This window comes from Aequorivita nionensis, from assembly GCF_046352995.1.
In the GTDB taxonomy this organism is placed as follows: domain Bacteria; phylum Bacteroidota; class Bacteroidia; order Flavobacteriales; family Flavobacteriaceae; genus Aequorivita; species Aequorivita nionensis.
This window is the reverse complement of record NZ_CP130281.1, coordinates 2012586-2030621: the sequence shown is the minus strand read 5'-3', so window position 1 is coordinate 2030621 and position 18036 is coordinate 2012586. Positions and strand designations below refer to the sequence as shown.

The following is an 18036-nucleotide window of genomic DNA, read 5'->3' as shown; positions in this document are numbered from 1 at the left end:
GAATATTAGTCCTATTAAATATGTGTTCTTAAGTCGTGAGAGTTTTTATACTTTTAACACTCTTTAAATCCAAAAAAGAAAAATGTACAAGTGTATAAAGGCTTAAAACCAATAATATTCTCGCCAAGTACACAAAAGCTGCACTATGACCAAGATCGTAGTATGCTATACCCCTAAATATTTCAGCAAAAATGATCAGAAAAACCAAAAGCGTAAAGCTCATGGATAACTTAGAATTGAAAAAATGATTGTAGAACAACGACAGAAAAGCCAATAAAAGTCCACAAAAAGCACTCAAAACCATAAAGAGGTATTGGGTATAATTTAAAGTCATTTCTTTCATCAATTCAATTAACTGAAAAAACAAATAACCATTCACGAGTATCATCAATATAAAAAGAAGAGTGAACTTTTTAGTAAGATTTTTCAAATTGAATTTAGGAACAATATACCAAAGCAGCATCAAAAATGCTGTGAAATTCAATATCATTGAAATACTTGCCATAGTCCCATTTTCATACCAAACCGTTGTAATGCTGGATGCGCCATAAAAGAAAAGAAAACCAACCAACCACTTTTGGATATTTTTTCCGTGTGCAATAAATAAGTAAACCAATGTGGTATAACAAATAATGCCACGCAATAAACGAAACAAAAAATAATTGTGGAATAAGTGAAGGGTAACACTTAAAATGATAAAAAAAACAGCCAGAATACCTAGCCCTATTTTGTAATTTTTGAAGAAAATTTTCCCTGACATTCGCTCACAATAATATGATAATGAAACCTAATCAGCTCAAAATCATCTGCGAATATAATTGAAAATATTAATATACAAATTCGCCCATTGCTGATTTGATAGTCAATTTTTTAGAAGAAGCTGCTTCCACCCTGCCCACAATTTGAGCCTCCACATTATAAGATTCAGAAATTTCTATAATAGAGTTCGCAATTTCTTCGGGAACATAAAGTTCCATGCGGTGCCCCATATTAAACACTTGATACATCTCCTTCCAATCGGTACCGCTTTCAGACTGAATAAGCTTGAATAGCGGCGGAATTTCAAACATATTATCTTTGATGATATGGAGGTTTTCAACAAAATGAAGGATTTTAGTCTGCGCTCCACCACTACAATGTATCATTCCATGTATTTCCTTATTGCTGAATTGTGATAAAATTTCCTTTATTATTGGAGCATAAGTTCGCGTTGGCGAAAGCACAAGCTTACCCGCGTTTAAAGGGCTATCAGCCACTGAATCCTCTAATTTTTTTGAACCCGAAAAAACAAGTTCATCAGGAACTGAAGCATCAAAACTTTCTGGATATTTTTTAGCCAAATATTTTTCAAAAACATCATGTCTAGCAGAAGTCAATCCATTGCTTCCCATTCCGCCGTTGTATTCCTTTTCATAAGTAGCTTGACCAAAGGAAGCTAACCCAACAATAACGTCTCCTGGTTTAATATTTGCATTATCTACAACCTGGCTTCGCTTCATTCGGGCCGTTACCGTGGAATCAACAATTATGGTTCTAACAAGGTCTCCAACATCTGCAGTTTCACCACCGGTGGAATGAATTGTAACACCGTATTGCTTAAGTTCAGCAATCAATGTTTCAGTACCGTTGATGATAGATGAAATTACTTCCCCTGGAATTAAATTTTTATTTCTACCAATTGTTGAAGAGAGCAAAATATTATCAACTGCACCAACACAAAGAAGGTCGTCAATGTTCATTATAAGTGCATCTTGTGCAATTCCTTTCCAAACAGACAAATCACCTGTTTCTTTCCAGTAGGCATAAGCCAGTGATGATTTTGTGCCGGCCCCGTCTGCATGCATAATCAAGCAATAGTCCTCATCTCCTGAAAGATAATCTGGAACAATCTTACAGAATGCTTTTGGAAAAAGACCTTTATCCACATTTTTTATGGCGTTGTGTACATCTTCCTTGCCTGCAGAAACACCTCTTTGGGCGTAACGTTTTGAAATTTCCTTGCTCATTGAATTAAGTTATGATGCAAAAGTAAGCATTAAAAAAAAGCCCACAAAGGTGGGCTTTTAGGGTTTTTTAATAATTTTATAAATTTATTCCCAATCGGGCATGAAGGCATTTGTAAATAAAAGTAAATCATTCTGATTATCATCAAAAAGAATAGAATAAATATTAGGAGTGGCATTGGCGTTATTTTTCACCCTTGTAAATATTACTCCGCCTTCCGAAGGTGAAAACCTTACGTCTAAATCATTCTCTCCTATCGAAACATCCGTTTCCAGTTGTACTGTTGGGTCTGGATTTCCAATAGTTTTAAGAAATATGCGGCTTTCAAAAATTCTATATGCAGAATTTTGCGCATCGCTAACATCCCTAGTGTATAATACTTTATCAGCATTTGCTGATAGATCAATTCCTCCTGCTGCCCCATCAACATTTTCAAGAATTACATTTTCTTCCATTCCTGTAGAAAGTCTAGCAGTATAGATACGAACTTCATATCCACTTGAATTATTCGTTTTCAACAGAACCAAGTCTTCATCAAACTCTGGAACAGCAACTTCAGATATAAAAGACCCATCAGTTGTTGTATATTCCAATCTGTTATCAGTACCATCTGGATTTATAGAATATAATTTATCAAAATGTGGATAATATAGTTTACTATCGTTTTTTGCCCAAGTATAGTTCAATTGTTCAATCCGGAAACCAGCCAAAGGTCTTTGGTTAGTAATCTGACGTACATCTGTGCCATCAAAATTCATAGTGTATATTTGAGTGGCTCCTCCTGAATTGCGTAAAAATGCAATTCTATTTAGTATATTACTTTTCCGAGGTTTAAAACTATTAACGTTATCACTCGTTAGCTGTAAAACATTAAAATCAGGTTCTTGCCCATTGCCTGCATCAATATCTTCTGCTCCAGAATAAATAACCAAATTGTCATTCTTTTTTTTCACAAAAATAAAAGGATTGTCAGGTAAAGTAAGAGTTTTAAATTCACTGATAATTGAACTTACAGGATCATTATTACCATCTGAAACTGTTACCTGCCAAAAATATTTAGTTGCCAGTTGAAGATTGCTGACCGTATAACTTGTGTCTTGGCCAACTTCAATATTTTGCATCTCGTCTGTTGATCCATTTCTTAGATCTAAAGTATAATTAAGTTCATCTCCATTAGGGTCAGAAGATTCCCAAATAAATGTAACCTCAAGAGGTAAATCTACAGCTCCGTCTTCTGGTGAGACTAATGTAGGTGCTACAGGCGGTAAGTTTTCAGTATTTGCAACAGTAAGCTCGAACGATACTTGAGACAATACACCTTCAATAACAGTGGTAGATTCAAATGCAGATGAATATCCCGCTAATTCAGCTTGCACGGAATAGTCGTCCACTATTATATCATTCAGTTTAAAATTCCCCAAACTATCAGAAAACACGGTTGTAGATGCAGGATTTGTTGTGATTTTTGCTCCACTAAGGCGTTCACCAGTCACTTTGTCTATAACTTTTCCAGAGATACGGCCTGTGCGCACAACGTCTAAAGTATCTTCGCTACAACTAAAAATTGAAATCAGAAAAATAGCGCAAATGAAAATATTATACTTGTTCATCATCAGTTATTCAATTAAAAAAAATTATAACTTAAAATAATAATTTAAGCCCAAACCTATATTGTAATAATAATCATTTCTTTTTCCATTGACGGCTTTCTCAAGCTTATCAGTAAAAACAAGATTATGCTCCCCGAATAATTTTATTCCAATTTTATTTGAAATGAAATATTCCACACCTAAGCCGTATTGAACTTTGAAAAAAGGTTCGCCAAACTCAAGAGAATTATCTATAGGATTAAGAGCACTCATTATAACTCCTGATCCCGCATAAACAAATGGGGATAGCTTATCATTGGGTAAAAGTGCAAATTGTCCATTAATATTTAAGCTCCCAAAAACATTGTCATATTGTACTCCATTATCAATTTTAAAAACGGATGCCATTAGATTTACATTAAAAAAACGTCCAAAATGTCTTTGATATTCCAGTCTACCTAAAAACCCTAAATTCTGTGTAGAATAATCGTTATCTGGCAAATTACCTCCTACAGAAATCCCTAATGAATTTAGAGCTTCTCTATCTACTTGCAATCTATCAAGCAATAACGTTGACTCATCTTTTTCTTTTTCCGCAAGATAATCTGCAACTAATTGATCATTTACTTCTTTTCCTCCTTGTGAGCTCCAAAATTGTTTTTGAATGCCTTCAATTATAAGGTCATGAACCGCTTTTTCAATAGCATCTTTCATAGCTAATTGAACGGGTTCATTTTGGGTCACCCCAGTTTCAGCTTCCAATAATCTTTGAAATTTCACAAAACGGAAAAAACTTGCATCAATGGCCTGTGAAAGAATTGTTTTGGAAACATATACTGTTTTTAAAATTTCACCATTATTGGTTGAAACCGCTCGCAAATAAATAGTTATTCTATCCTGTCTATATTTTGCCGATCCGCCCAAGCCAAAATAACGAGCTCCTATTCCACCAGTAATAATATTAGTGTCATATGATATTACACCACCTTCCAATAAAAGACCTGCATATAAAAGAGGTGGCAAGGGAGGTTCATTGGGATTTAAATTTTTAATATATTCTTGTTTGGTATTGCGGATTATGTTACGTTCCGTAGAAAGATTGTTAAAATTCTCTCTTTCCAATGGTATAAACCATCCAGAATCTTCCAAAGCTTTTATAAGCATAGTAGTTCCGCCTTGGGAAATTGCTGTACTAAAAGTGCTTCCGGTTTCTACTGCCTTATATTGCCCTGTTTGATCGCTGAAGTTATAAACTCCAACCTCTAGAGGTTCTGCAGCTGGCGGCAAATCTAATAACTTTTTGGTTGATTTAGAGAATTCTCCAGTTCGTGACGGCTCTTGAAACATTGGTTGATTAAAATAAGCCGCGCATGAGGAAAATAAAAAAAATCCAAACAACAAAATTGCTTTATAAAATATTCTCATCTATTTTTTTAATTTGGGACAATAACTTGGGTTTCTTCCCCATTGGAAGTATCAAGGATATTAATGACCAACCCTTCATCAGATTGGTATATTTCAACATTCAAAGTGCCGTAAGTAAAACTTCCTTCCTGATTAAAATCTCCCAATCCACCTATCTGTTGCTGTAAAAGTATACGAGAGATTTGACTTAACAGTTGACGGTTAAGATTTGACCCAAACTGTTTCAATTCAGATTCTTGATCGCGTGGGTTGGTTGGAGCTGTAAGTTTATTTTGTGAAGTTGCGGAACTTAGCAGCCAGTTATAATTAAAAGTATCACCTCCAAACGCAGGATTTAATGGCTTATAGGAAAACTGCTGTGCAAAACCAGCTGTTGCAAAAAACAGCATAATGATTATAGGCAAAAATAGTTTAGATTTTTTCATTTTAATAGCGCTTTAAAGTGTCATCTTTTTGTTTTTCCAATCTTTGAAGGTAAGCAATACAACGATCTAATGAAGTCTTTGCCATACTTTGCAAAAATGACTTCTTTGGTTGTGAGAAAAACTGCCATAATAACTGATCATCAATTTTAACGGAAATTCTTGTATTTCTAAACTTACCAGGCACTTCCTCAATAAAAATATTCTTTTTTGTATTTACTTGTCGATTATAATAATCTGAATAAAAATACTTATAAAAATCCCGTCCTGCTTTAGTTAATGTCTTTTCCAGTACTAAGCCGCCTATAATTACGCCGTCCTGCGGAGCAGCTTCATCTCGATTCTCCTGCTTTTCCTTGACAGAAAGCTCGTCCTTTACGACCTTTTGATATCCATTGTCTGAATTCAACTCTATACGATCCTGCCCTACCGGCTTATCGTCAATATCATATAACACGAGTAGTAATATAATTTTTCCTTCTTCACTGTAATTTATTGCAACAGAAGAGAGTATTTTTTTTTCGTTTCCTTTTAAAAAGAGACGATTGGATTGGTTATTTTTTGAAGTATTGTTATTGTTATCTTTTTTAAAAACTGAAAAATCATATCTCAAATCAACATCTGTTGGAGTTAGATTTTCGGCAGTTGCAGTAAATGTAAAAAATTCACTATCCTGTTTCACATAAATTTTGGCCGCAAATTCCTTATTGTAAAATTGCGCGCTCATATTAACGCTTAAAAAAAGAATTAACGAAAGCGTAAGGTATTTCAGGTTTTTAAGTATGAACAATTGAAATTGAATCATTTAATAAGAACTTCTAATTATTAAGTCGGGTGAACCTTCGGTTTGTCTAAATTTTAATGATTTTGTAATCTCGTTTACACCATCACGCTCAAAATAATTATTTCCATTTTGTTCCAAATCTAAAGAAATATCAGCGTTTGGGTTATTTACAAAATCTACTATACGATTGTTGTTTCCGTTTTGAACTAAATCGGCAACAGCAGTATTTGCCGTGTATTCTAATTTTGTGTCGTTTGAGTTTCCGTTTTGAAGAAGATTAATCTCACTGGCGTTTGTGTTAGTTCGAATATCAGAAGTATTATATTCACCTATTTGTTGAACAGACACGGAATTTCCTTCAATTAAAGCATTTTTAGGATTTGGAGCACTTATAATTCCTAAGTTGGCCAACATAAGAGGCGTTATATTTTCACCTTCTAAAACTATAGGATCTTTGTCATCTGCTCCATATGTCTGTGAAAAAGCCACATGGCTGAAGAGAAAAAATGTTAAAATAAAAACTGTTTGTTTATATATTGTTTTCATAATTATAAAGATATTAAAATTATGTGAAAAGGAGGGCTTGTATTCACCCTCCTTTGTATTTATCTAAAAAATAGCAAATTGGGCTATTAACAACCTGAACAAATATCAGATAGATTAAAATCTAAATCCGGATAATTAATTGTAGGGTTGTTTGGATCTAAAAAGCTACAGTCTATTCCATCAGTATTAAAGTTGCCATTTGGACCCAATTGTAAAATATTAGCTTGGTTTCCAGTGCCATCTTGTTCAATAGTATAGCTATGACCTCCTCTTTGTACTAAAAGCGCTGCATTGTCAGTGCCATATTGTGAGGTTATACCTCTGTTGCCGTTTCCATCCTGAAAAGTATTCAACAAATTGCCATTACCAACCTGCGTTGACATTACAATATTATTGTCATCCGCTTGGCGTTGCCATGCTTTGTTACCACTACCAGACTGAGCTAGACCAGCAATACTTTGAGTACCAATTTGGTCTTGTCTTCCATAGTTTCCTGTACCGTAAGAATTCTGCAACATATAAGCATCGTTTCCATAACCAGACTGATATTGCTCTGAATGATTAGCATTACCAAATTGGTGTGATTCAGCATCCAAATCACCACCTTCTTGGTTTTGAATGGCTACAGAATTTGTAGTTGAAGGATTTAAAGCGTCGTCATTAATTCTGGAGTCAACTGCATCTAAAGATGTTTTAATATCTGATATTAAACCGTCTTTCATGCTACCTTGATCTACCATTGCATAATTTACGAATCCAGAACCTACTGCATCAGCTTGATCTTGAACTTGTTTAGACAAGTTATTATCACCTGTTTGGTATGCAAAAGCCCAGTTAGATTGACCATCACCACTTTGTATAATTGCATTTTGGTTATCATCACCTAATTGCTCTGTATAAGCGTAATGGCCCGCAGTTCCATTTGGCCCAGCATTTTGATTTACCATAGATTGATTTGCAGTACCACTTTGAATGGTCCAAGCTTCACTATTGTCATAAGTCTGCTGTATTGAACCTTCGTTATTTTCACCGTCCTGATCAATAACAGCAACATTATTTTCAGCTTGCTGCCCTGTTCCTTGACGAATACCTGCCTTGTTGCCAGAGCTCGACAAATCATTTTGACCTTGACGTGTTATAGCACTATTATAATCTCCTTTTTGTTTGGTTTGCGATCTGTTATCAGAGCCAGATTGCAATACCTCAGCAGCATTTTCCACACCGCTTATCGCCTGCACTGCACCAGTCTGCATCACTTTGGCATGATTACCGCCCGTACCATTTCCATCATCTTGAAATGTGTAAACGGACTGTGATGTTCCGGCTTGTTGCACACGCACTTTATTGGCATTTCCATTTTGTACTGAAAGACCTGTATTTGCTCCTGAAGCAGCTCCTGGAAGCGCTGGCTGTAACGAAGCCGTAGGCGCAGGACCAACATATTGTGGTCCGTAAGGAGCTGGGTTTAATTGCGCAAATGCAAAAGTTCCAGCCAAAAGTGCAATAGCACTGAATATTAATTTTTTCATATTATAAGTTTTGGGTTTTAAATTAAAAGCGAACTATAAATCATACTTAAAAAACTCACCCATCCACAAGGAATGGGCAAGTCTATTAATTATTGAGTTTTAGCAGCCTCCGCAGATATCATCTAAACTTACACCTGGGAAATTATAATTCATATCCAAATTAACTGGCTCATCAAAATCACAATCAACTGCTCCAGCTCCAAAGTCTCCATCAGGACCCATTTGAAGAATATTAGCTTGGTTTCCACCAGCCGAAAGGTCTTGTACTCCTAAGTTCATATTTTGTTGAACACTATAGCTTTGTCCGTCGTATTGAACTATTAGAGCTCTGTTATCTGCTCCGTGTTGCGCAGCATGGGCAACACTACCATCACCAAATTGGTGCGTGTTCAATTTGTGCCCAGAACCAGCTTGGTGAGCTAAAGAAGTATTTAAATCTCCATCTTGAGCTTGGTAAGACTTATTGTTAGAACCTTGTTGAACCAAACCAGCAGTGTTATCATTACCATCCTGTTCTTGTTTAGCATAGTTAGAAACATCACCTGAATAATAATGTGACTGTACCATACCTGCATTATTTCCATTTCCATCTTGATTTTGTTCACCGTAGTTACTTCCAAGGTCACCTCCACCAACTTGCAAAATACCAGCGCTGTTGTCATCACCTACCTGTACCTGTAAAGCTTTATTAAAATCGCTTGGGGCATAATAAGGAAGTGGGTTAGAGCTAGGGTCTACATTATTTATAACATTAACCCATTGAGTAGTAGCCTCAGCTGCAACAGTCAAATATCCTCCACCAACACCAATTCCTTGCTGAATACCAGCATCATTTGCAGATCCACTACCGGCAGTAGCAGTTTGATATTGCTTAGCTTGATTGCTTTCACCCGCTTGATATGCACGAGCAGCGTTACGAGCACCGTTACCTTGCTGACTGATAAAGGATTCGTTTTCATTTCCTTCCTGTTGGTTCATTGCGTAGTGACCGTCAGTTTGGTTTGGACCCGCATCCTGTAGGATCATGGATTTGTTATTGTCTCCAGTTTGTTGCGTCCAAGCATCACTGTTGTCATAAGTCTGTTGGGTTGAGGCCCAGTTGTTGTCACCATTTTGGTCTATGGCAGCATAGTTATCCTGTGCTTGTTGCCCTGTTCCTTGACGGATTTTAGCTTTGTTCGCAGTACTGGAACCATCCAATTGGCCCTGTCTGGTTACAGCGTCGTTACCATCACCCTCTTGGCGCGTAGCGGAGCTGTTCAATGCACCGGATTGTCTTACGTCTGCAGCATTCTCAACTCCACTGGCCGATGATACGGCTCCAGTCTGGCGAACATCTGCTTTGTTCTCACCAAAACCTGTGGTACCGTCATCCTGAAAAGTATAAACAGATTGTGAAGTACCGGCCTGACGCACACGCACTTTGTTTTCATGGCCGTTCTGAACGGATAGTCCTGTATTGGCCCCCGCGGCTGATCCAGATATTGGAGCAATCACATTAGGAGTTGGTGAGGAATTGCCGTCTGCATCAGTTACCTGAGCATAGGTCATTCCACCTACAAATAGCGCTACTGCGCAAAAAATTACTTTTTTCATAATTTAAAGATTTAAAGATTAATATTTGGTTAAAATATATTTGGTTAAAAATTATTCAGTCCTCGGCAAGGAATTACTTCCTTGGATAAATAATAAATCACGGTAAAATGATTTGTATAAATATGTTAAAAGGGGATTGTGCTTAAAATGTATCCAAAATACATTTTAGAATTTAGGGGAAATTTTTAAAGATGTTAAATCATTTGATCTAAGACCAAAAAATTCAATTACCAGGGATAGGTTTGTATTTTAACTATTTTGAGGAGATGTGGTTCTGATATCACTATCAATAAATCACAACTCAAAGATGCAATAAAAAATACTCATAAACAACACTTTACTGGTAGTGAAGGCTAAAAAGGGGGAAATCCCCCATTAAGAAAAAGGGTTTTTCCTGCAAATAATTGAAAGTTTCTAGGATTAAGAATAAAGAATTATCGATGAACTACACGATACCTAATTTTAATACAAAATGTTAAATTTGTGTTAAATAAAAATACAGGCCCATAAAAATAAGCCTGTATTTTTATCTGTATTAATAAAGTTTTATTCTAGCAGCCTCCGCAGATATCATCTAAACTTACACCTGGGAAATCATAATTCATATCCAAATTAACTGGCTCATCAAAATCACAATCAACTGCACCAGCTCCAAAGTCTCCACCAGGACCCATTTGAAGAATGTTGGCTTGGTTTCCACCAGCAGAACGATCTAGTACACCTAAATTCTTGTTTTGCTCAACGGTATAGCTTTGTCCATCATGCTGAACGATTAAAGCTCTGTTTTCTGCTCCGTGCTGTGCAGCATGGGCAACACTACCATCCCCAAATTGGTGCGTGTTCAATTTATGACCAGAACCAGCTTGGTGAGCTAAAGATTTATTATCATTTCCTGTTTGAGCTTGGTAAGACTTGTTGTCTGAACCTTGTTGAACTAAACCAGAAATATTGCCATCACCATCTTGATCTTGCTTAGCATAGTTAGAAGCTTCACCTAAGTTATGCATTGATTGCGTCATACCAGCAGCATTATCATTACCTTCTTGAACCTGTTCGCCATAATTAGAGCCAACTGCATCTCCTCCTATCTGATACATACCAGCGCTGTTGTCATCACCAACCTGAACCTGTAAAGCTTTGCTATAATCACTTGGCGGAGAGTAGTAAACAGGATTAGCAGATGCATCCACATCATTAATAACGGCAATCCGTTGTGTTAAAGATTCTTGAGCTACATTACTTAAAGTTGATCCAGATTGATTTCCTTGGTGAATACCAGCATCATTTCCAGATCCACTACCGGCAGTAGCAGTCTGATATTGCTTAGCTTGGTGACCGTCTCCTACTTGATAAGTACGTGCCGAGTTACGCGCACCGTTACCTTGCTGACTGATAAAGGATTCGTTTTCATTTCCTTCCTGTTGGTTCATTGCGTAGTGACCGTCAGTTTGGTTTGGACCCGCATCCTGTAGGATCATGGATTTGTTATTGTCTCCAGTTTGTTGCGTCCAAGCATCACTGTTGTCATAAGTCTGTTGGGTTGAGGCCCAGTTGTTGTCACCATTTTGGTCTATGGCAGCATAGTTATCCTGTGCTTGTTGCCCTGTTCCTTGACGGATTTTAGCTTTGTTCGCAGTACTGGAACCATCCAATTGGCCCTGTCTGGTTACAGCGTCGTTACCATCACCCTCTTGGCGCGTAGCGGAGCTGTTCAATGCACCGGATTGTCTTACGTCTGCAGCATTCTCAACTCCACTGGCCGATGATACGGCTCCAGTCTGGCGAACATCTGCTTTGTTCTCACCAAAACCTGTGGTACCGTCATCCTGAAAAGTATAAACAGATTGTGAAGTACCGGCCTGACGCACACGCACTTTGTTTTCATGGCCGTTCTGAACGGATAGTCCTGTATTGGCCCCCGCGGCTGATCCAGATATTGGAGCAATCACATTAGGAGTTGGTGAGGAATTGCCGTCTGCATCAGTTACCTGAGCATAGGTCATTCCACCTACAAATAGCGCTACTGCGCAAAAAATTACTTTTTTCATAATTTAAAGATTTAAAGATTAATATTTGGTTAAAATATATTTGGTTAAAAATTATTCAGTCCTCGGCAAGGAATTACTTCCTTGGATAAATAATAAATCACGGTAAAATGATTTGTATAAATATGTTAAAAGGGGATTGTGCTTAAAATGTATCCAAAATACATTTTAGAATTTAGGGGAAATTTTTAAAGATGTTAAATCATTTGATCTAAGACCAAAAAATTCAATTACCAGGGATAGGTTTGTATTTTAACTATTTTGAGGAGATGTGGTTCTGATATCACTATCAATCAATCACATATCAAAGATGCAAGAAAAAATATTAACGACCAACATTATGTCCAACACTACTGTTAAACAGAGGGAACCCTTTTTTTTAAATTAACGTATTTTCCCACATCAATTAATGATTTTTGCGATGAAGAATAGAAAAATACCGATGAAATACTCTATATTTAATTTTAACATGAAATGTTAAAATTTTGTTAAAAAATAAATGCAGGCCTATAAATTAAGCCTGCATTTTTATCTATATTAACAAAGTTTTATTCTAGCAACCTCCGCAGATATCACCTAAGTCAACACCTGGGAAATCATAATCCATGTCTAGATCCATTGGCTCATCGAAACCGCAGTCAATTGCTCCAGCTCCAAAGTCTCCATCAGGCCCCATTTGAAGTATGTTAGCTTGGTTTCCACCAACTGAAAAATCAGTATTACCTATACCTTTGTTTTGCTCAACGGTATAGCTTTGTCCATCATGCTGAACTATTAAAGCTCTGTTTTCAGCACCACTTTGAGTAGCATAAGCAACGTTCCCATCACCCATCTGGTGTGTATTCAACATATGGTCTTTACCTTGTTGGTATGCTAAAGAAATATTATCATCACCAACTTGGTTTTGATAAGACTTATGTCCAGATCCTTCTTGGGCTAAACCTGCAGTGTTGGTAGCACCATCTTGCTCTTGTTTCGCATAGTTAGAATTATTACCGTCAAAGTAATGTGCCTGAACCATACCGGCATTGTTATCATCACCTGTTTGAACTTGCTCACCATAATTACTATAGCCTACACTTCCACCTAGTTGAAAGATACCGGCACTATTACCAGCTCCAACTTGAGTTTGGGTAGCTTTATTTCCTTCCGTTGGTGGAACGTATCCAAGACTTCCAGCGTTTCCATCTACATTTGCGGCAACAGCACTCCATTGAGTAATAGCTTCTGGAGCTGCAACAGATCTTCTAGCACCATCTATTCCTTGGTCTATACCCGCAGAATTTCCAGTACCACCAGTACCATCTGTTGCATATTGACTTTGCTTAGCTTGGTTATCATTTCCTCCTTGAATAGCACGAGCTGAGTTACGAGCACCATTACCTGATTGACCGATAGAAGATTCATTACGATCACCTTCTTGTTCGTTCACAGCAAAATGACCATCAGTTTGGTTAGGACCAGCATCTTGAACAATCATGGACTTGTTATTGTCTCCTGTTTGTTGCGTCCAAGCCTCACTGTTGTCATAAGTCTGTTGGGTTGAGGCCCAGTTGTTATCACCATTTTGATCGATAGCAGCATAGTTTTCTTGTGCTTGCTGACCTGTACCTTGACGGATTCTAGCTTTGTTCGCAGTACTGGAACCATCTATTTGGCCTTGTCTGGTTACAGCGTTGTTGTCATCCCCTTCTTGTCGGGTAGCGGAACTGTTCAATGCACCAGATTGTCTTACGTCTGCAGCATTCGCTACCCCACTGGCTGCCGATACGGCTCCAGTTTGACGAACATCTGCTTGGTTCTCACCAAAACCTGTGGTCCCGTCATCCTGAAAGGTATAGGCTGACTGTGAAGTACCGGCCTGACGCACACGTACTTTGTTTTCATGGCCGTTTTGAACGGATAATCCCGTGTTGGCTCCCGCAGCTGATCCTGCTAAAGCAGAAATCTTGTTCGGAGCTGGCGCCACATTTCCCTGTGAATCAGTCACCTGAGCATAGGTCATTCCACCTACAAATAGCGCTACTGCGCAAAAAATTACTTTTTTCATAATTTAAAAAATTTAAAGATTAATATTTGGTTAAAATATATTTGGTTAAAATATTCATTTCACTCAAAGGAATTACTTCCTTGGATAAATAATAAATCACGGTAAAATGATTTATATAATACGTTAAAAGGGGATTGTGCTTAAAATGTATCCAAAAATACATTTTAGAATTTAGGGGAAATTTTTAAAGTTGCTAAATCTTTGGGTCTAAGACCAAAAAAATTTAATTACCAGGGATAGGTTTGTATTTTAACAATTTTGAGGAGATGTGGTGCTGATATCACTATCAAACAATCACATATCAAAGATGCAAGAAAAAATATTATTAAACAACATTATGTCCAACACTACTGTTAAACAGAGGGAACCTTTTTTTGAAATTAACGTATTTTCCCACATCAATTAATGGTTTTTGCGATGAAGAATAGAAAAATACCGATGAAATACTCGAAATTTAATTTCAATATGAAATGTTAAAATTTTGTTAAAAATAAAAATTGAATTATACAATTATAGCTGTAAACCAGAAAATTAACTTTTTTTCTCATCAAAAATTTAAAGTAATTTTTTTGTTAAATTACATCTAAACTTTGCTCACAAATTAACTTAAAGAATAAAAAATCTTTCGAAATCTAGGGTGACACAAAAATTAAAAAGCCGTTCAAAAAATTGAACGGCTTTAAATAAAATAGACTAATAGTTACTTTGTAAACAAGAGTTCTCTATATTTTGTTAAGGGCCAAATTTCATCGTCCACCAAAAGTTCCAATTTATCACAATGGTAGCGAATAATTTCAAAATACGGTTTAACATCATCACAATAAGCAATGGCGCTTTTTTCAGCATCCTCAATTTTGTTTGCTTTTTTACGAGCGTTTATCATATCAGTAATGCCTTTATTAATTTTAGCAATATGCTCACTTATTTGTTCAATAAGTTGCATTTGCTCCCCAGCTAACTTTTTGAAATCAGCTCCATAGATATTTTTTAAGCCCTGTACATTCTCTATCAATACGTTTTGATATTGAATTGCTGTGGGAATTACATGGTTTCGGGCAATATCCCCCAGAATGCGTCCTTCTATCTGGATTCTTTTGGTGTAATCCTCCATTTCAATTTCATAACGGGCTTCCTGTTCCACTTTACTCATAATGCCTAGGCCTTCAAATAGAGCAATAGTCTTTTTAGAAACTTTAGCCTTTAATGCCTGAGGAGTAGTTTTATGATTGCTCAATCCACGTTTTTTAGCTTCTTTCTCCCAAGCCTCTCCATACCCATCACCTTCAAAGCGAATTCTTTTTGAATCTTTTATATATTCTTTTAGAACATTGAAGATGGCATCATCTTTTTTCATCTTCTTATCTTTGATAAGCGCATCAACTTCCTCTTTGAAATCTATAAGTTGTCTTGCCACAATTGCATTGAGAACCGTCATAGGATTGGCGCAATTGGCTGTAGAACCTACAGCGCGAAACTCAAACTTGTTACCTGTAAAAGCGAAGGGAGAAGTTCTGTTTCGATCGGTGTTATCTAATAATATTTCTGGAATTTTTCCAACAACATTAAGTTTAAGGTCGGTTTTTTCTTGTGGAGAAAGTTTACCGCTTGTCACCTTTTCCAACTCATCCAGCACTTCGGTCAATTGTGAGCCAATGAATGCAGAAATGATTGCCGGCGGAGCTTCATTAGCACCTAAACGGTGATCGTTACTAGCGCTGGCAATAGACGCTCTAATCAATTCTTCATGTTCATTAACGGCCTTAAGCGTATTGATGAAAAAAGTAAGAAACTGGAGGTTTTTCATTGGTGTGCTTCCAGGCCCAAGAAGGTTAACGCCAGTATTGGTTGCCAAAGACCAATTGTTATGCTTCCCACTTCCGTTTACATTTGCAAAAGGCTTTTCGTGAAACAAAACCTTAAAATTATGCTTATCAGCAATTTTATGCATCAAGTCCATTAATAAGGAATTGTGATCCACTGCCAAATTAGTTTCTTCAAATATTGGAGCCAATTCAAATTGGTTTGGCGCAACTTCATTATGGCGTGTTTTAACAGGGATACCCAAAAGCATACATTCTGTTTCCAAATGACGCATGAAATTTAAAACACGCGCTGGGATTGACCCAAAATAATGGTCATCCAACTGTTGTCCTTTTGCCGAGGAATGTCCCAACAAAGTTCTACCTGCTAACGAAATATCCGGACGACTTAATGCCAAAGCGCTATCAACCAAAAAATACTCCTGCTCCCAACCTAAAGTTGCGTTTACCTTGACTACGTTTTTATCAAAGTATTTAGCCACTGCAGTTGCCGCGACATCTACAACCTGCAGGGCGCGTAGCAATGGAGTTTTATAATCCAATGCTTCACCTGTATATGATACAAAAACAGTAGGAATACATAAAGTGGTTCCATAAATAAAAGCTGGTGAAGTTGGGTCCCAAGCTGTATAACCACGGGCTTCAAAAGTATTTCTAATTCCGCCATTTGGAAAACTGGAAGCATCCGGTTCTTGCTGAACCAACTGGCCTCCACCAAACTTTTCAATAGCTTGGCCATTCTCCATTGTTTCAAAAAAGGCGTCATGTTTTTCAGCCGTAGCTCCTGTTAAAGGTTGAAACCAGTGTGTGTAATGTGTTGCTCCTTTTGCTATAGCCCATTCTTTCATTCCAGTTGAAATATGGTCTGCTATGTGGCGTTCAATTTTGGATCCATTTTCAATGGCGTCCATAACACTCTTAAAGGAATCTTTGGTAAGATACTGCCGCATAGCAGTTTCATTAAAAACATTTTTTCCGAAGATATCGGAACGTCTGTCTGGTTCATTAACTGGCACAGGAACCCTGTTAAAGGTTTCTTTAATGGCATGAAATCGCAAAGTGGGCATATTTTTGTTTTTATAGTTTGACAGTGCAAAAATAGAAAAAACACAAACACACCCCCTAAATTATACCAATTAATTTACATTTTTGTATAAATATTTATGAACACCCCCTAAAAAATAGGGGTAAAACTTATTTGCTTTTATTTTAAAATTGTCATTCCTATAAAAATCGCATAGGCCACAACCAATAAAAGTCCTCTTTTTCTTCCAAGTTGATAGGATTTTGGAAGAAATGCTAACGGAAGTAAAACCGCTGCGAAACCAATCATCCAAAAAATATCATTGGTAAGCACTTCCTTGCTTTTCACAGCTATAGGTTGGATAATAGCAGTAATGCCCAAAACCGATGAAATGTTGAAGATATTTGAACCAATAAGATTTCCAAGGGAAATGGCTTTCTCTTTTTTAAGGGCCGCAATCACAGAAGCTGCAAGTTCTGGAATGCTTGTGCCTACAGCAATCATAGTTACGGCAATTACGCGCTCGCTTATACCAAATCCTTTCGCCAGTGAAACTGCTCCCCCGACCAAAAACTCACTTCCTGCATATAACGCCAGTCCTCCTATTAATAACCAAACCGTGATCTTAAAATTTGAAGCTTTGGAGAGTCCTTCGTCAATACCGTCATCTTCAGGTTCCGACCCTCTTTCTTTTTTCGCTCTTTTTATTAAAATCCAGAGATAAACAAAAAGCATCAGAAGTAGCGCTACCCCTTCAGAACGTGTTATCTGCATGCCGCTCATCAAAATAAAATATAGAGCTACGGAAAGGACCATCATAACGGGCCAATTCAGTTTATAAAAATCTTTATCTATACTCAACGGGGCTATTACTGCCGTTATACCGAGCACTAATCCAATGTTTGCGATATTTGATCCGATAACATTCCCTAAGGAAATGTCAGAAAAACCACTTAACGCGGCCTGCAAGCTCACCAATAGCTCTGGAGCGGAAGTAGCAAAAGAAACCACCGTAAGCCCTATAACCATTTTAGAAAGATGAAGTTTAAAAGAAAGCGCTACAGAAGAACGAACTAAAAATTCGCCTCCAACTACCAACAAAACCAAACCTAAAAAAAGCTGTAAGTAATCCATAGAAATATAAATGCCCGCGAAGATACTAAATGCAAAAAAGAATTAGTTGTATATTTGTTACTATCCCC

The 18036-nt window shown here is 37.0% G+C and carries 13 protein-coding genes; all 13 read right to left on the bottom strand.

Annotated features, from left to right (window positions below; translation table 11 throughout):
• Window positions 1-28: 28 nt before the first annotated feature.
• The 13 genes from Q2U82_RS09170 to Q2U82_RS09110 all read right to left on the bottom strand — a co-directional run bounded on the left by Q2U82_RS09170 (window position 29) and on the right by Q2U82_RS09110 (window position 17968).
• Window positions 29-655: a hypothetical protein gene (locus Q2U82_RS09170; RefSeq protein WP_410004577.1), complete on the bottom strand. Its 627-nt coding sequence runs from the start codon at window positions 653-655 to the stop codon at window positions 29-31.
• Between the two features lie 172 nt (window positions 656-827).
• Window positions 828-2006, bottom strand: a complete 1179-nt coding sequence (locus Q2U82_RS09165) for an AIR synthase related protein (protein ID WP_410004576.1) — start codon at window positions 2004-2006, stop codon at window positions 828-830.
• A gap of 84 nt (window positions 2007-2090) precedes the next feature.
• Window positions 2091-3617, bottom strand: a complete 1527-nt coding sequence (locus Q2U82_RS09160; RefSeq protein WP_410004575.1) for a carboxypeptidase regulatory-like domain-containing protein — start codon at window positions 3615-3617, stop codon at window positions 2091-2093.
• 21 nt (window positions 3618-3638) lie between these two features.
• Window positions 3639-5018, bottom strand: coding sequence for a CsgG/HfaB family protein (locus Q2U82_RS09155; RefSeq protein ID WP_410004574.1), 1380 nt, complete (start codon window positions 5016-5018; stop codon window positions 3639-3641).
• Between the two features lie 8 nt (window positions 5019-5026).
• Window positions 5027-5443, bottom strand: a complete 417-nt coding sequence (locus Q2U82_RS09150) for a curli production assembly/transport component CsgF (RefSeq protein ID WP_410004573.1) — start codon at window positions 5441-5443, stop codon at window positions 5027-5029.
• A gap of 1 nt (window position 5444) precedes the next feature.
• Window positions 5445-6245: a CsgE family curli-type amyloid fiber assembly protein gene (locus Q2U82_RS09145; protein WP_410004572.1), complete on the bottom strand. Its 801-nt coding sequence runs from the start codon at window positions 6243-6245 to the stop codon at window positions 5445-5447.
• Window positions 6246-6770: a hypothetical protein gene (locus Q2U82_RS09140; protein ID WP_410004571.1), complete on the bottom strand. Its 525-nt coding sequence runs from the start codon at window positions 6768-6770 to the stop codon at window positions 6246-6248.
• A gap of 86 nt (window positions 6771-6856) precedes the next feature.
• Window positions 6857-8299 (bottom strand): curlin, encoded by a 1443-nt coding sequence (locus Q2U82_RS09135; RefSeq protein ID WP_410004570.1) that lies wholly within the window; start codon window positions 8297-8299, stop codon window positions 6857-6859.
• 99 nt (window positions 8300-8398) lie between these two features.
• Window positions 8399-9895, bottom strand: coding sequence for a curlin (locus Q2U82_RS09130; protein WP_410004569.1), 1497 nt, complete (start codon window positions 9893-9895; stop codon window positions 8399-8401).
• Between the two features lie 551 nt (window positions 9896-10446).
• The gene (locus Q2U82_RS09125) at window positions 10447-11763 is read right to left on the bottom strand and encodes a curlin (protein ID WP_410004568.1); all 1317 of its coding nucleotides are present in this window, start codon (window positions 11761-11763) and stop codon (window positions 10447-10449) included.
• Window positions 11764-12493: 730 nt separating this feature from the next.
• On the bottom strand, window positions 12494-13990 hold the full coding sequence (locus Q2U82_RS09120) for a curlin (RefSeq protein WP_410004567.1): 1497 nt from the start codon (window positions 13988-13990) through the stop codon (window positions 12494-12496).
• Window positions 13991-14690: 700 nt separating this feature from the next.
• Complete coding sequence (locus Q2U82_RS09115) at window positions 14691-16877, bottom strand: glutamine synthetase III (RefSeq protein WP_410004566.1); 2187 nt, start codon at window positions 16875-16877, stop codon at window positions 14691-14693.
• 137 nt (window positions 16878-17014) lie between these two features.
• Window positions 17015-17968 (bottom strand): calcium/sodium antiporter, encoded by a 954-nt coding sequence (locus Q2U82_RS09110; RefSeq protein WP_410004565.1) that lies wholly within the window; start codon window positions 17966-17968, stop codon window positions 17015-17017.
• Window positions 17969-18036 lie beyond the last annotated feature (68 nt).